General features: G+C 53.5%; 3 protein-coding genes. All 3 read left to right on the forward strand.

Annotated elements, in window-relative coordinates; all coding sequences use genetic code 11:
* Positions 1–17 precede the first annotated feature (17 nt).
* Positions 18–6,671: a fibronectin type III domain-containing protein gene (locus FUA23_RS14180; protein ID WP_187271033.1), complete on the forward strand. Its 6,654-nt coding sequence runs from the start codon at positions 18–20 to the stop codon at positions 6,669–6,671.
* Positions 6,646–8,802: a fibronectin type III domain-containing protein gene (locus FUA23_RS14185; protein ID WP_147931410.1), complete on the forward strand. Its 2,157-nt coding sequence runs from the start codon at positions 6,646–6,648 to the stop codon at positions 8,800–8,802. Before FUA23_RS14180 ends, FUA23_RS14185 begins: the two co-directional genes overlap by 26 nt.
* Positions 8,803–8,923: 121 nt before the next feature.
* Positions 8,924–18,220: SprB repeat-containing protein (locus FUA23_RS14190; protein WP_147931411.1), on the forward strand; the 9,297-nt coding region annotated here is incomplete at its 3' end.

An 18,220-nucleotide genomic window follows, 5' to 3' on the forward strand; every position in this document is an offset into this window, starting at 1 on the left:
TCACAATTATACACGCTATGTCTTCCCTACGCACCCTTATTTGTTCTTTCGTTTTTCTACTGAGTCTGAGCGTTTCTGCCCAGTCTTACCCCGTCACTGCGGTGCTGCAATCATTGCCACCTTTTTCCAACCAGATCAGCGAATGGAGTGACCCGCTCAACAATTCCCTGGGCGTTTCGCTGCTCTTGAATGACCGGAATGACGGGAATTACCAGGTACGGCTGGAGCTGACCATCGAGGGGAACGGTATCCGGCTACAAACAAATAACAACTGGCTGCCGACACCCATTAACCTCAATTACGGACAGGTAGTACAGCTCGGCGGCATTGAGCTGAGTGAGTACCTGAACCTGGATCATCTGAGTTTCACGGGATATTCGCGCCAGAGCTACATCCAGAACGGGGGCTTGCCCGATGGTTCCTACACCATATGTGTACGGGCTTTCGATTACAACCGGGCGCAGGAAGAAGCAGCCTCGGACCGGGCGTGCACCTTCGTACAAGCCTCTTTACTTGACCCTCCGGTGGTACTCTCTCCGACCGGCCAGCAGCAACCGCTTAACCCGCAAAATCTTATCGTTCAGTGGCAGGCCCGGCATACGGCCTCTTTCATTACTGATTATCGGGTGGAAATATACCAGGTAGATCCTACGACCAACTTTACACCGGAACAGATTTACACCTTACAGCAACCCTTCGTTGAAACCCGGGTGGACGGCATTACAACGGCAGTGATCGATGCTGGATTTCCCACAATGGAACCAGGTCATGAGTATATGATCCGCGTACAGGCGCGTGATCCAATGAACAACAGTTCTTTCCGTAATGATGGCTACAGCGAGCCCGTCTTTTTCGATTACGGAAGTGACTGTCTGGCACCTGGTGGTGTTTCCGCTACTGAAATCAGTACAGATGCAGCCCGAATAAATTGGGAACTTGTTCAGGGCGTATCCAGCTATGTTGTTCGCTACCGGGCAACTGGAAGCCCCAACTGGTATGAGTCTACGCCTACTGCCAGAAACCGGCGTGCGTTGTCTGACCTTACGGAAGGTACTACCTATGAAGTACAACTACAGTCTATTTGCTCCGCCGGCGGCGGACTTTTCGGCCAGGTTTTCGAATTCACGACCGAAGGCATTCCCAACGACGAAGTTGATTGTAGTGCCTCCGTCAATAGCCTGGAACTCCCTACAAATCGCACCAATCTTACAGAACTGGCCTTTGGCCAGGAAGTCACCGTCGGTGGCTTCAAGATGAAGATCAGAAGTGCCAGCCCCACCGGAACGGGCGGATGGAAGGGGCTCGGCCAGGTTAAAATCCCCTGGCTGTTCAAAACCTTCAACTGTCATTTCAACAATCTTTTCATTAATACCGACCGGGTGGTGTACGACGGCAACGTGGTGGCCATCGACGAAGGCCTTTCCAGTCTCTCTGGCTTCATGACCGTAGGGGAAATTTTTGCCGTCCAAGACACCATGCCCCTCAACTTCTGCGGAGACACAAGCACTCCGATAGATACTCCCTCAGTCGTTGCCTATCAGAGCGATGACTTCTATGCTTCTGGTAACCCTGACTACAACAACCACTACATTCCATTCGACCCCACCAGTACAACGGGCACCGGTGGAGTGGTGGTAGACGATTCCCAGTTTTACAATGAGTACAATCCTAACAACTCCCGTGCCCGCTATACGCCCTCTGACTACAACAACCCCAACAACCCCTATACCGCGGAAAAACCATACGATGGCAGCAACATCTGGAACCCATGGAATAGCTTAAATCCTTACAATTATCTGGATTATAACGACCCTGCCAACCCCTGGACGGCGGACTATATCTGGACGGCAGACCGGATGTTCGCCAAGCAAGGGATTGTGGGCAGCGTCCCGGATCCATCCCTACTTAACGGCGGAGTGAGCTGCCCGGTGAAGCTCGGTAGCTCACCGAATATGCTGGCGATCTACGGCATCAAATTCACCCCTGCCGGGGCCTTCCTAAACGCCTATTTTTCAGCAACAATTCCTTCCGTCAACCAGCATACGGCCTTCCAGGCCATCGGTGTAGGTTTTGGCCCTTCCGGCCTACAGGGAGAGACGAAATTGAAGATGCTCTCCGACCTTTCTTTCAGTTGGAATGATAAAATGAAGCTGACCATCAATGGTGGCAATGGCACTTACGTTCGCTTCGACTGTCAGGGCGTCAATCAGGTCGCTATCGACATGAAAGTGGAAGTTTGCCGGAACGTCGCTGTTCCCGTTGATCCTTACACCTACGAAAGAGACGCCAGCGGTTATGTCACTGGCACCTTCGCCGCCTTCGCCGATGGCTGGGGAGAATTTGCGGGGGACATCTCGATTACCCCGTTTGAACTCGACAGCCTGCCAGGTTGGGCATTTTCCGTACAGAATGCCGTTTTCGATTTTTCCACGACCAGCACGCCTTCATCAGTCCAGTTTCCTTCTGGTTATGTGTACGACGGGGTGACGGACAGCCCGGACCCGACCCTACGCACAGGTCTGCAAAACCCGCAATGGAGAGGGTTCTATCTGGGTGGCGCCCGCATCCGTATCCCGAACAACCTGACGGGCAAAGAGGACCATGAAGTTCCGGTCACCATCGGGGCGCAGCACCTGATCATCGACCAAACTGGCTTTTCGGGAACCGTTTTTGGCACCAACATCTTGTCGATTGATACTGGCCGCCTCGATTCCTGGGCCATCGGCATCGATACCGTGGCACTAGGCATCCAGCAGAACCAATTCAAAAAACTGGCCATTGCCGGCGAACTGATCGTGCCAGCCGTAGATGCTAACCTGACTTATAATTGCCACATCCAACCGGGCAGCCGATACGCTTTTAGCCTCGCTTTACGCGACTCTTCCTTAACGATGAATGCCTTCGTAGCCGAGGTCCGGCTTGACCCCAACACCAAAATATCCCTGGAATACAGAGAAACGGATGACACCTTCGCTGCTTCGGCAGAGCTGCACGGGCAAATCACCTTTAAGCCCAGCTTAGGTGGCGGAAACAACGATCAGGGCGCGGACGCAGGTGCGGGGGGAGCTTTGGGAGGAGCAAGCGATGCCAGCGGTGCTGACTTCAACAACGTCCCTGAACCCCAAGACACCACCAACAGCCTGAAGGTACCCTACATTTCATTTAAAGACTTTAAGGTTTCCTCCCGGAAACCCTACCTTGCAGAGGTGGGAACGTGGGCGATTGCGTCGGTGGATTCATCTCAGTCTAAGGCAGCCGGTTTCCCCCTTCATCTCAACCAGGTGGGCCTGTTCCAGAACGAGGCGCAAAACGAGGTCGCCTTTGGTATCGACCTGACGCTCAATCTCGTCAAAAGCGATGACCAGGGCTTTGGCGCCAACGGCCGCGCCTTCGTCATCTGTGACGTCAATGTAGACCCCGACACCCGCAAACAGGAATGGAAATTTAAGCGGGTACGACTGGATAAGCTCTCGATCAACTACCAGGGCCCGGGATTTGCTTTTGCTGGATACCTTAGAAATTACGAGACCCACCCGGTATATGGCACCGGATTCCAGGGCGGTATCCAAGCATCCTTTACACCGGGTATTCGGGTAGCGGTGGCAGGAATGTTTGGCACCAAGAAAAATGAAGATACCCAGGAAGACTTCCGGTACTTCTTCGCTGATGCTCACCTGGCCCTTGACCCGGGTATCGTACTCGGCACGACCGGCGTAGCGCTGTATGGCTTCGGCGGCGGGGTAAGTTACCACATGAAACGGGAGGGCTTTGCAAGCATTGACCTGCCCATGTCTGAAGCAGATTCAATCAGTATCGACCAACCGCTGGCCAGCGACACCCTGGCCGTAGTTGGTGAAGCATCCGATCTGGCCAATGCCTTTCAATCAGGTGAAGACCCTGCCTCCAGTGTACCCGACTTCCTGGAGTTACCCGATGAGCTGGGAGAAAGTCTCTCCGGTGTCCGCTATGTGCCCGAGCAAAGTGTCGGTATCGGCATTAAAGCGATGGTAGCCTTCGGCGCAGTCCGCCGTGAAGTCTTCAACGGAGATATCACCTTCGAGATTATTTTCAACGACAATGGTAGTCTGAACTACCTCGGGCTGATGGGCAACGCCAACATCATGACGCCGCCCCGAACACCAGCCACTCCTAACCCAAAACCAGCGATTGCCTTCTTCGCCGATATGGGCTACGACTTTACCAACGAGTCTTTCTCGGCCTATATGCGGATGCAGGTCGCTGCCCCTCCTGGCATCGCCTACATCCGGGGCGCATACCCAAACAACGTTGCGGGAGAGGGCAATATTTACTTCGGAAAAGAAGACTGGTACTTCTACCTCGGCCGGCCGGGCACCCCGATCAAACTAAGTTACGACGTCAGCAAACTGGCCAACCTGGCCCGGGCCGACGGTAATGGCGACGAGAGCCTGCCATCAGACTCCAGCACACCGCTGACGGCTGCAGACACGGTAAGATCTAAGCCACTAGGCTCCATCGACGCCATCGGCCTGATTCTGTCCGCCTATCTAGAAGCAGGTACCATTCTTGACCCCTTTCCTGACCCTCCACAACGAGTGCTTAATATTCTCAATGATCCATCGTTCGGCAACATCGCCCGCGACGACCCGGCTTTCGCCAACGCCGGCGGCTTGCTCTTCGGTGCCAGCCTGGACCTGAACATGCCGAAGCTCAACTTCCTGATCTTTTACGCAGAGCTTTACGGCGGAGTCGGATTTGACATGATGCTAAAAGACTATGGCCTTAACGCCCGCTGTACAAATGACCTCAATAACGCCGACCCCATTGGCTTCAATGGCTGGTACGCTACAGGGCAGCTTTATGGCTACCTGGAAGGCAAAGTAGGTATTGACATCGCCATCGGCGCCTTGAAAATAAAGGTAAAAATCCTTGAAGTAGGCGCCGCGGCGCTGGTGCAGGCCCGCCTCCCGAATCCTTTCTGGGCTAAGGGAGCGGTAGCCGGCAAATTCTCCGTGCTCAATGGCCTCATCAAAGGCGACTGCAAGTTTGACTTTGAAGTCGGGCAGGAATGTGAGGTCGTCCCCACCGGAGATCAAAATATTCGCTTGGTCCAAAGTATTACCCCCAACGGGTCAGCAGAGGAGAGTAGCGTCTTCACCCGCCCGCAGGCCATCTTCAATTTTCCGATGAATCGAGGAACAGTTCTCCTTGATGAGACAGGAGAATACTTAGAATTGATGCCAAATCTGCAGAGCTTTAGCGTAACGGACTCCATCGACGAGAACATCATCATCACCGGCACATTAGAGTGGAGTGAGAACAACACCGTTGTAGCCTTCATTCCTACAGATATTCTGCCTCCTTTCCGGACTTATAAAGTTCGTCTTCAATCACAGCTACTACAGAAACGTTCCGGGGACGGGTCCTATGAGCTGGTAAACCTGGGAGGTAATATTCCACCCAATCAGGACGATATTGCTTACTTCCGTACCGGCCCTGCGCCCGATTATATTCCTGAAAACAACGTAGAATATGCCTACCCCATCAATCGACAGGCAAGCTTCTTAACGGCCGAAAGCGACCGGGGCTTCATCCAGCTCAAACAGGGCCAGGACTATCTGTTTGAAAACATCGATCCGGCGGAATGGCGTCAGCGTGTCCGCTTCCAGCAGGGTGCGGCAGTAGTCAACAGTTCAAGCTATGCTTACGACAACTCCAGCAACCAGCTAAGCTTTGTTATTCCCGCAACGGACCTGGCGTCCTCCACAGTTAGCTTCCTCGAAATCATAGACGAAGCGGTAGGGCAAAATGCGGACATTACGGATAACATAGCGGAGGTATATGATGTCTTACTGAGTATCGACCAGGGGACCCTCCCGGACTCCGCCAATACGGAAGTACTCTTAGCCACCCAGGAGGCTAACGGCAATCTGGAAACCACGGAGGATCACCTCATCTACCGGCTTGATTTCCGCACCAGTCAATTCGGCACCTTCGCCGAAAAAATGGAGAATCTGGAAAGAGACTTCTCCTTTGTAAAAGTTCTGGCCCTCACGGATACTGTGGATGAGAACGGAGAATACATCCCCTTCCTGAGCATTAATGATTTTGGAGAAGCGGTCAACGGGACCGAAGTATTCGATCGGTACGAACTGGAAGGCTTCCGTGATACGGACAAAGACTACGCACCGCTCATCCGCAGTCGGGCCAACCCGGATGTAACCCAAGACAACTGGTTCAACGTCCACCTGAAGCCAAACGTTTACGACAACTTCCCCTCACCAAGCGGTTCTCCCTACAACTTCACCTTAAGCTGGCGAGAGGAAGAACCATTGGGTATGCCTCCGTTCAGAGCCGCCAGTTTACAGCAAAACAGCGACCTGCCCCTACCCTACCTGCAGAATACGGACATCAGCTCCGGAGAGTTTTTCACCCAGCCCCGGCAAATGCTTTTCCGCTACAACCTGCCTTATCAGGCCTACCGGGATTACGCCGATTACTGGAACCAGGTCAACCATTACCTGCTTAGCACCGATGATGCCACGCTTGTAGCTTTCATGAGCTGGGATTTCATCTACACGCCCTACGGTAATTATGAAATGATCATCGAATACTTCATTCCCGGCCAAACTACCCCTTCTTCCACCTACAAATTACAAGTCCCCTATGAAGTACTCAATGGCAATAAATAAGTTCAGCAGCACATTCTGCTTACTACTGATATTGGCTGTCTGCTACGGTTTTAGTGGTCAGGTCTCCGCCCAGCAGGAAATCCAGCTAGCGATGATTGCCAATGCCAGTACAGACAGTATTCAGATCCGGTGGGCGCCCGGCAGCTATGAGATGTGGCGGCAGATACGGGACAAAGGCCTGCGGCTTAGCCGGCAAACGGTGATGCGGGATGGGCAAATGCTACCACTAGCTGAAAGGCAAGAAGCGGTGATTATTGCCGCCGACATCCGGCCGGCTCCCTTAGCTACCTTCGAAACCCTCGGAGCAACGGACGACTTCGTCGCTATTGGTGGCCAGGCTATTTATGGACAAAGCTTCCTGCCCTCAACGGACGAAAACGACGACGTATCCCTGGGAGCCCTCTTTAACAGTGCCACCGACCAGCAAAACCGTTTTGGCTTCGGGCTCTACGCGGCAGACCAGTCCTGGACAGCAGCAAAAGTGCTTGGTCTGGCCTTTACCGACACCAATGTACGAGCCAATGAAACCTACGTTTACAGTCTGGAGGGTGCCTCCGAAGAGTTGATTGGCGTGGATGATAAATACAGTGCCTTCGTCACCGTCAAAGCAGGTAGCCGCTTTCTGCCGGCAAAAATCAGTGACGTCAGTGCAACCTTTGAAGACAAAGTCGGTGTGCTCAGTTGGGATGTAACCACCGCCCGGAATTTTTATACCAGCTATCACATCGAACGCTCCAGCGATGGAATCAGCTGGGAACGGGTAAACGAAGAGCCGTTCGTGCCGATCTTTAAAGAGGATCAACGCCCCACAGCCTTTTATCAGGTACCCTTACCCGAGAACAACCGTCCCTATTTCATGCGGGTGATTGGCCGTACGCCGTTCGCTCAGGATGGTCCGCCCAGCACTATAGTACAAGGCATGGGTAAGGATCCCTTGCCGGCAACGGCCCCCTCGATTGCGGGTGCCTTCCCCAACGAAGAGGGGGGCTTTGATATCAGCTGGACCTTTCCCGAAGACATCCCGGTTAACAATTTCCAGGTCTTTCGGGCCAAAGATGCCCTGGGAATCTTTGAGCCCCTGAGTGACCTGCTGCCCGCCGAAGCCCGCAACTTTCGCGACGAGGCGCCAATGCGGGTCAATTACTACCAGATCGTCGTCTACGATCAGTACGACCGTGAGCTTCGCTCCTTCACCATCATGGCACAGCCCAATGACACCACGCCGCCGGAAACGCCGGTCAACTTACGGGGCATCATCACCGACGACGGCAAAGTAATCCTGAACTGGGATGCCAACACCGAAGAAGACCTGCTCGGCTACCGCATCTGGCTGGCCAACCAGCCAGAGGAGGAATTCAAATTAGCCACTGACCGCCCACTCGTAAACGACTACTACATCGGGGAGACCACCCTCAACACCCTAACGTCGAGCCTGTACGCCAAAATAACGGCCCTTGACGTGCGGCACAATCCATCGCCCTTTTCCGAGTACATTGAGATATTACGGCCAGACACCATCGCCCCGGCGGCACCACTGCTGAAGGGATTGGAGAACACGACGGCTCACATTGATGTGTACTTTGCTACCAGTCGGACGCCCGACATCGAACAACATGAGCTGTACCGCCGACCCACCGGTGACACTAGCTGGCAGCTGATTCGTACCCTGCCTTACCCCGCCGAGAAAGAAACCAGTCATCATCGTGACAGCGATCTGAAGCCGGGAATAACGCACGAATACCGACTCGACGCCGTAGACCGCTCCGGCCTGCGGGCCAGTTCCGACGTGTTGCGTGGGCAGGTCATCGACGACTTCATCCGGCGGCCCGTCGGCAAAGTCAAAGCCAGTCCGGACCGACGTGCCTTTTCCATCGATCTGAACTGGAAGTACTCCCCGGAAAACGACGACCTCATTGGTTTCGAGATTTTCCGTAACAAGCCGGGAAAAACGCCGGGCATCGTGGCCATGATGAGAATCGAGGCCACCATAACAACCGATAAAAAGCAAGATTTTCTCTTCACCGATTCCGGCCCACTTAAGATGGACACCACCTATGAATATCGCGTCCGGGCGGTATACGCTGACGGAGGGCTATCCTGCCAGAGCTCAGTGGTTACTGTCAACTTTTAGGCGCAAACGCAGGTGCAAAGCGGGGTTAAAAAGCAAGGGACCCAAACGACCATCTTTGCTCAAATGAACCTCCCTCTGCACCTGCGGTCGCGCCACCTTCTCTATTTTAATCTTCCCTAGAATGAAAGTCTTCCACTACCTGTTCTTACTTTCCTTTTGCACGCCTGTTCTGCTATTTGCGCAAGACCCAGCGAGCATAACTTATACCGTAAAACTGACGCGGGTGTACTGTGACATGCCCATCGCTCAGGACGAGCGAGGTCCCGATCCCCGCTATCTTATCAATGCGCGGTTACAGGGCTTAGGCTCCCCAATAGCCAATACCATTCTGGTAGAATTAGACAATATTCAGACGACCGGATGGATCGACATCGACGATCAAACCGTCGTCACCGGAGACCTAGTTTCTGGTCATCGGACCATCAACCTCTGTAATTCGGGCATCGGGGTCGTCTTTGATGACCTCGACGCCTGGGAAGAAGATGCCGGCAATAGCGACACACCCGATGCAAACGATGACTATATAATAACAATGGCAAGCATCGGCAGCTTAATCTGGAGACCAGAGACCCTTGTTCCGAATCAGCCTAACATACGTATAGTAGACGGTACTGTATTTGATCCCGACTCCCCTTTTAAGTTGGAGTTTTCGGTGGAATTTGAGGCCCAGAATTTAATACAAAGAATAAACATTTCCGGTAATATTGATGGCGAACCGGTAGCGGATGTTTGTGCGGGTGGACAAGTTTATATGACCACTCAGTTGAACAACAGCTTATCTGGAGGCTACGTATATTATGAGCAATCAACTGACAACGGAGCTACTTGGGTTCAATATACTAACAGCATCCCCACTAGTAATTCACAGCGCATTTCCCTGGATGGCAATAGCATGTTTAGAGCCGTTCTCGGGCCGTGCCTAACGCAAGCAGAGCCTGTGGAACTCAATCAGGATTTCGTGGACGTTATGCCCAGTATCCTCTCTTCCGACATCCATATTTCTTACGAAAACCCCTGCCCCGGGGAGCTCCACGGCAGTATCACCCTCAACAGCATCGAGAACCTACGTCCGCAGGATGAATTTCGTGTCCAGTTGCGGCCTTCCTCCGGGATTATAGGAAATTACCAGCCCATAGACAACCCAAATTTGCCGCTCGTATTAGAAGATATTCCAAGGGATAATTACAATATTATCATTACCCGGCTTACGCGCGACGCCGCGGACTTAATCCTCCCCGCCTGTAGTACTTTCAGTGAGGATATTGAAATCGTTAGCCGCAATGCTCCCGTGATCACCACCTCGGGCATCCGGCCCACAGGTTGTGAGCAACTTACCGGCTCAATATTTGCTGCTGGCGGAAATCCTAATCACGCGAGCCAGGTGGATATAATGCTATACCATGAAGATGATCCGCTGACCCCCATTGCGGAGGTCATGAATTTATCTTCCTCTACGGTACACGAGTTTACGGGCTTGAACCCCGGGACGTATTTTTTCACGCTAAATGACGGCGGGGGGTGTCAACAAATATCTGAACACTTAACTATAGATCCTGTCACTAACCGGGCCAGCGGTACGTTTGCCCCACAACCGGGAGAGAGCCTAATGCTGAACTGCGCGGATGGGACTGTTTTGGTGAGTTTCGCCCCCGATGACGGCACGGGCACTAATCAGGTCGTGCTCAGAAAGCTAGGGGCACTCCCTGGTGGAGGAGATAGCCAGGTATTCCGCCAAAACATCTCCGGCGGAGGTAGTTATACTGCGCAACTGGATGTTGGGGATTATGTAGTAACCTTTAGTCGGTTTGACCAACCTTACTGTTCGCGCGCCTACGCTTTCTCCGTTACTGCTCCAAACCCTCCCATTACCATTGCCATTAATGAACTGGTGGCACCAACCGCCTGCGACCCTGCTAGTGGCTCAGCTACCGTTGATGTGGCTGGCGGAGCTGGCGGGTATATCCCAATGCTAGGAGGTGGAGTACTAGATTCCGCCACTCCCCAGACAGATGGTTCTGTCCGTTATACTTTTACTGGCCTGTTGGGTGGCGATTATTCCTTCAGCGTTACGGACGCGAGTAATTGCTCGGCGACCCAGCCAGTGCGGGTTCCGTCTTCAACCATGGTCAGCGTGATGGCTGAGGAAAACTCGTCCAAGCTTGTTCTGGACTGTAATGGAGATGCGGACGGAAGCATTCAACTCGCAGGAACTGGAATAGGACTGACTTATCGTCTCACCCCCCCGGGGGGTACACCCGGAGCTTACAGCGACCAGACCCTGTTCGAGAACCTGTTGCCGGGCACCTATCTGGCGGAGGTTGAGGATCAAGATGGGTGCCGGGCTTCTCAATTGATCGAGATTACCGAGCCGGAAGAACTAGAAATTTTCGATGTGAGCTACAGTACCCGCTACCAATGCGGGCTCCCTCTGGTGGATTTCCGAATCCGGTTTAGTGGTGTGCCTGACGTTGGGTACTGCAACGATGATGCCACTCCCTGTGCATTTAGTATCATCCTGCGGGACGGAGACCCCGCCCAGGCGATCCCGCTGGGCAGTACACAGGCAGTCTTATTTACCAGTCCCACCGCTCCAGTGCAGGAATTACTACTCCGGGACCAGGCTCCCGGCGACTATGCCTTCCAACTGGCCACTGTACGGTTTAACCCCAACGGGATGATTACCTGCCCCTCGAATGTCGTTCCCGTAGCGGCCGTACCGCCCCCACCTCTTTTCGTAGAGATTATCGGAAAAACAGACCCACCCTGCTTCGGTGACCCCGGTGGTTCCATCACCGTCCGGTATGGCGGCGGCGATCCGAATGAAGCTTTTAGACTGGACGTATACGCCGCTGAAGCACCTACGACCACGTCCGATCCGGGAGTCATCATTTCACGGTACAGTTTGCCCTACTCTCTGGACACGACCCTTACGATGGATGGCCTGCCAGACCCCCAAAATTCCATAACAGGAGCTTCTTCCGGCACCGACCCGAGCGACCTTTATTACTTTGCCAGAATTACACCGTCTACCACTTACGACAACGGTACAGAATGTACCGCGCAGTCTCACCCGCCTGCCCCCGCACCGGAAGACCTTCTACAGCTCATCAGCCCCGACCCTATGTCATACACAGCCTCTTTCACGAAAGGTCTGGAATGCGATGGTAGCGGAGCTATTCTAACCGTTAGCAATATGACGGGAGGGGTGCCACCCTACCGTTTCAGTATCGTACGAAGGATATTTGGACAAGAAGTACCTATAAATGATGTCATTTATGATTTCTCCCCACAAACCTCCTACGAGATTTCGGGACGCTATAGATATTATGTGGAAATGCTGGATGCTAATGATTGTCTTTTCAGTCTCCCAGATGGCATACAACCAGACTATAGCCCGATGCGAGACTACGAGCTTAGCTTCACCCAGACACTTCTTGCACGCGAAGAGTGCCCCCCTGACCCCGCGGACCCGCTTCGTGGCCTGCTGCAATTGAAAGGTGGCCTGGGCGAGACCGTCTTCACCTTCAGCACCCAGACACCAGGAGGTAGCATCATTCCTGTTCCTGCGTCAGTCACCACCGCGGATTCTATTATTTTGTTGGAGGATTTCGTACCAGGCATGGTGACGGTTCAGTTGAGCAACTTTGCTACCGGCCAGGATTGCCAATCCTTTACTTTCGAGGTAGAAGCGCTACCCGATCCACTAGAAGCTGTAGTAGAAATCAATCAGGGCGAGACATGCCTTGGTGCAGCAGACGGTCAGGTAAGTCTCCGCGTTACGGGAGGAGTAGCGCCAATTACCTTTTTTCATAATGGGATAGTAACATCAATACCAGCGGACCAACCCGCCGTACTGGACATTCTCGATCTTCAGTCCGGCAATCTTCTGGTGGGCATCGAGGATGGCAATGAATGCTACATAGAAGAGAGCATCGAAATCGCCCCTTCCCCGGGAGCTATTTCCGTGGAGGTGTCCACTACTGACGAAGGCCCCTGTCAGGGAGCAGGAAACGGAACCATTACCCTAAACCTGGATGGCGGCACTGGCCCCTATCAGTTTGACTGGTTGGACGACGCCCCTGGCCCAATCTCCATCCCCCAAAACGGGACGGTTTTCCGGGATGAGCTCACCCGCCAGGAATACAATTACCGGATCGTAGACGCCAACGGTTGCGAGCGGGAAGGATCCGCCTCGCCGGGAGGCCGGGATCCGCTGGTGGCACAGATCGTGGACATCGTACAGCCTGGCTGTGCTAATGAGGGAAGCTTTACCGTAGAGATCGTGGAAAACAGTTTCCCCGCCTCCGCAAGCTTTACTGTTTCCATTAATGGTGGGGCACCCCAGAGTGACCTGAGTTTTACCGGATTGGAAGAAGGTCTTTATAATGTTCAGGTACTTGATGACAGTGGCTGTGGCCCTACTACCCCCTTGAGCGTTGAACTCATCCGGGAGGATGGTAACCTCACCGCCATCAGTACCCCTACCGCCCCTACCTGTAATGGTGGAGATGACGGCCAGGTTCTCGTCACCCCCGATGGCGGAGTAGCCCCATACACCTTCTCACTGAATGGTGAAACAGCCGTAAGCAGTAACATCCTTACCGGCCTTGAAGCAGGTATGTACAGTATTCTGGTTACGGATGCTGAAGGCTGCTCTACTACCATTACCGGAGAGGTACCAAGCACCGCAGGCTTCACAGCTTCTGCCATTCCCACTCCTCCCACCTGTTTTGGAGGCAACAACGGAACGGTATCCGTTACGGCTGATGACGGAATCCCTCCCTTTGAATATCGGCTGGAAGGATCTACTTATCAGACTGAGGAATTGTTTACCGGCTTATCAAGTGGGCTTTACCAGTTCTCGGTTCGTGATTCCAGAGGATGTGAAAGTGATGCGGTATCTGTTTTTGTTCCGGATGGGCCTTTGGTGGAAGTAATAATTGAAGATGTACAAACCGACTTCTGCGGTACTAATAGCGGCTCAGCTACACTTTCCGCTACCAGCGCTTATGGCAATTTAACCTACAGTTGGCCGGACGGACAAAGTGGGCCCAGTATCAGCGATTTGGCAGAAGGGGACTACCTTGTTACAGTAACGGATGGCGAACAATGCTCTGCTACTATCACCGTGCACATCCCTGGTTTTAATGATGCGCCTACCGTAACGGTCGAGGCCAGCAGCTCCGACAGCTGTTCCCAAGCTATCGGCTCCATCACTTTGAACAGCACTGAAGGAACCCCTCCCTATACCTACACCTGGAGCGATGACTTATTACGGACTGGTCCATTAGCCCAGAACCTGACGGGGGGGAACTATTCTTTTACGGTAACAGATATAAACGGTTGCTTCCATACAAGTGATTTCTTCCTACCCGGTACATCATCGATCGATGGTATAACCAGCGTTAACGTAGAAAGTACCCGGTGCAGCGAAGCTAATGGTTCTATTTCTTTTATCCCCGTGGGTGGAGTGGCGCCTTATTCCTATACCTGGGCAGACTTCCCTGCGATCAACAGCCCTACCCTAACTGACCTTGCCGCCGGTGACTATGATGTCACCATCACAGACGCCAACGGCTGTCAGGCGACAGAAACGTTCACCGTCAGTGGCAGTGTTGCCCCTACCATGTCGGTTACCACCCAGACTGATCCTACCTGTGATAATAACGATGGTAGCATTACGCTCGCTCATACCGGCCTGGCCGAACCCGTAACAGCAATGTGGAGTCATGATGCAAACCTCACTGACCTGACCGCCCTTAACCTTGCTGCGGGAACCTACGACGTTACCCTTACCGGAGATGTGGGATGTACAGTAAGTACGTCTGTTACCCTCAACCCCGGAGAGATGCTAGCCACCGTTCTGTCAAACGTAAACGATGCCGTTTGTATCGACGGGACCGGAACGGCCACTGTTGGAGCGACCAATGGTTTAGCTCCGTTCACCTACAACTGGAGCCACGCGCCTGGTGTGAGCCAAGAAAGTTATAATAACCTGCATGCAGGAGACTACTCCGTCACGGTTGAAGATGCGAACCTATGCACTTCCGTTCAGACCTTCAGTATTGGTCTGATCAGCGGTCCAACGGCCATCACAACAACGGTTCTCACGCATACCACTTGTGGGCTGGACAACGGTGCTCTGCAAGCAACTCCTACGGGCGGTACTCCTCCGTACACCTATGAATGGAGCCACGATGCAGACCTGGAAGGCAATACAGCCGGAGAACTTGCTCCCGGAGCATACACCGTTACGGTAACTGACGCCAACGACTGTTCTTACACAGAAAGCTTTACCATTGATCCCAGTGAAACACCAGTGGTCAGTCTTGAAAGCAGCACCGATCCTGACCCCGGATTAGAAAATGGCTCCATTAGTGTGACCACTTCCGGCATGATCGCGCCGCTAACCTATGTTTGGAGCCACGACCCCGACCTCGATGCACCGCTGGCTGAAGGCCTGGCCAATGGCTCCTATACCGTTACCGTTACCGGAGCCAATGGCTGTTCGGACGACCTTACCGTTGTCCTTGATGGCCCTGATCCGGTCGTCGCTGAAATCACGGGGTTAATGGATGCGATTTGTACCGATGATAACGGTACGGCTACCGTGACTGTAACAACCGGTATAGCCCCTTATTCTTACCAATGGAGCCATGCTCCCGGTCAGGATGTAAACAGCTTTGATAACTTATCATCCGGAAGCTACATCGTTACGGTATCCGATGCGGTTGGGGTTACGCTGGAACTTGACTTCAACATCGCTTTTGTTTCGGGGCCAACCGGCCTTGAGGCGACCACTCAGCTGCATACCTTTTGTGATCTGGATAATGGCATACTTGACCTTACACCGCAGGGTGGTAATGGCCCCTTCACTTACAACTGGAGCCATGATGCAAACCTTGCGGTCGGTGAAGCGCTAAATCTGGCAGCGGGCGATTACTCTGTAACCGCCACTGACGCTAATGGCTGTACCATTGAAGCAGTATTCACCATAGAAGGAAGCGAGGCTCCTACCCTGACGGTTGCAAGTCAGACTGCTCCTACTTGCGGAGAAGACAACGGCAGCATTGAACTCACCTTTACCGTTCTGTCCGCCCCCGTTACCGCCTCCTGGAGTCACGATCCCTTACTGACTGACCTATCCGCCTCTGATCTCGCTCCGGGGGATTATGACATTACCGTTACGGGTAGCCTTGGCTGCTCGGCGATGGTGTCGGTAAACCTTGAAGCGCAGGCTGATCTGGCAGCTGTTGTTACCGAGGTTCATGATGCCGTTTGTACCGACGACAACGGGACAGCCACCATTGAGATCCTTTCCGGTGTTGGACCTTTCGTCTACAATTGGAGTCACGCCCCGGCCGAAGATCAGGCCCGGTTTGACGATCTGGCAGCAGGTGATTACTCCGTAACCATTACCGACAACAACGGTTGCTCCGAAGTGCAGATCTTCAGCATTGAACTTATTGAAGGGCCAACGGCCATCAACCAAATCACCAACCTGTCCACCATCTGTGGATTCGACAATGGTATTCTGCTGGTAGCACCTGTAGGAGGTACCGCCCCGTACACCTACGAATGGAGTCATGATGCAGACCTGGCCATAAATGATGCCAGAAACCTGTCTCCCGGTGACTATTCAGTCACCATTACGGATGACAACGATTGTTCGATCAGCGGCACCTTTAACATCGGTGAAAGCGAAACCCCATCAGCTGTAATCGTGGATCAAGGTGAAGCGAGCTGCGGCCAGGCCAATGGTTTCATCCGGGTGGAAACAGAACACCTCAGTGCGCCACTCGTCTACGAATGGAGTCACGATGAGGCCCTGGACGGGCCACTTGCCGATGACCTGACGAGTGGGAATTACAGCGTAACCGTTACGGGAGACCTGGGTTGTTCGGTCGAGATACAGACTACTATCTCCAGTCTCGAAGGCCCATCCATCAGTTTACAATCAGTAGAAAGCAGCACGTGTGCCGCCGCGGATGGCAGCATTACCATCAGCTACGATGGTGGCGGGCAAGCCCCTTTCACCTACAATTGGAGCCACGATCCAGAACTGAACGACCCTCAGGCAAACGATCTCGTGGCCGACCAATACGGTGTGACAATTACCGACGCTACCGGCTGTAGTAATGCCCTGCTGGTAAACGTGACAGCCGACATTACCGCACTGCTCCCCAACCTCTCCACTGCACCTGCGACCTGCGCCCAAAATGACGGAACAGCCAGTATTACACTTGGCGGAGGTGCTCCCCCTTTCACCTACGAGTGGAGCCACGATGCCAGCCTGACCGGGCCCAACGCAACCAACTTGCCCGAAGGAGAGCATACCCTGACGATCACCGATGCCAATGGCTGTTCTGAAACAGAAACCTTTAACATTCAGACCACCGAAGGGCCAAGTGACATCACGGTTGACCTGCAGTTGGCGACCATCTGTGGCTTCGACAACGGAATCCTGCAGGTTGCCGCCGTCGGCGGCAATCCTCCATACACTTACGACTGGAGCCACGATCCAGACCTGACCATCAACGATGCCAGGAATCTGCCTGCGGGTGATTATTCCGTGACCATTACGGACGCGAACAGTTGCGCGATCAGCGGGACGTACAACATCGGCGAAAGCGAAATCCCAACTGCAGAGATAGCAGAACAGGGTGAAGCCAGTTGTGGACAGGCCAACGGATTTATCCGGGTAGAAACGGCTAACCTCACCGCTCCCTATACCTACGAATGGGACCACGACGATGACCTGAACGCACCGCTGGCGGAAAACCTGACCAGTGGCGACTACAGTGTCACCATCACTGGTGACCTGGGTTGCTCTGCGGAAGTTCAGACGTCCATTTCCAGTCTAGATGGACCATCAATAGGTTTGGTTTCTACTGAGAACAGTACGTGCTCCGCTCCTGACGGCAGCATTACCATCAGCTACGATGGTGGCGGACAAGCCCCCTTCACCTACAAATGGAGCCATGATGCCGAACTGAATGCCCCGCAGGCCAATGGCCTTATCGCCGGAGATTACAACGTGACGATCACCGATGCGACGGGCTGTACTGATGAACTGCAAGCCACCGTAACCGCTGAGGTTACCGCACTGCTGCCCAACTTCTCCACTGCACCTGCGACCTGCGCCCAAAATGACGGAACAGCCAGTATTACACTTGGCGGAGGTGCTCCCCCTTTCACCTACGAGTGGAGCCACGATGCCAGCCTGACCGGGCCCAACGCAACCAACTTGCCCGAAGGAGAGCATACCCTGACGATCACCGATGCCAATGGCTGTTCTGAAACAGAAACCTTTAACATTCAGACCACCGAAGGGCCAAGTGACATCACGGTTGACCTGCAGTTGGCGACCATCTGTGGCTTCGACAACGGAATCCTGCAGGTTGCCGCCGTCGGCGGT

The organism is Neolewinella aurantiaca (genome assembly GCF_008014675.1).
Lineage (GTDB): Bacteria > Bacteroidota > Bacteroidia > Chitinophagales > Saprospiraceae > Neolewinella > Neolewinella aurantiaca.

Excerpts from the sequence above, each read along its gene's own strand:
- FUA23_RS14180 (WP_187271033.1), top strand. The coding sequence starts at position 18 with ATGTCTTCCCTACGCACCCTTATTTGTTCTTTCGTTTTTCTACTGAGT.
- FUA23_RS14185 (WP_147931410.1), top strand. The coding sequence starts at position 6,646 with ATGAAGTACTCAATGGCAATAAATAAGTTCAGCAGCACATTCTGCTTA.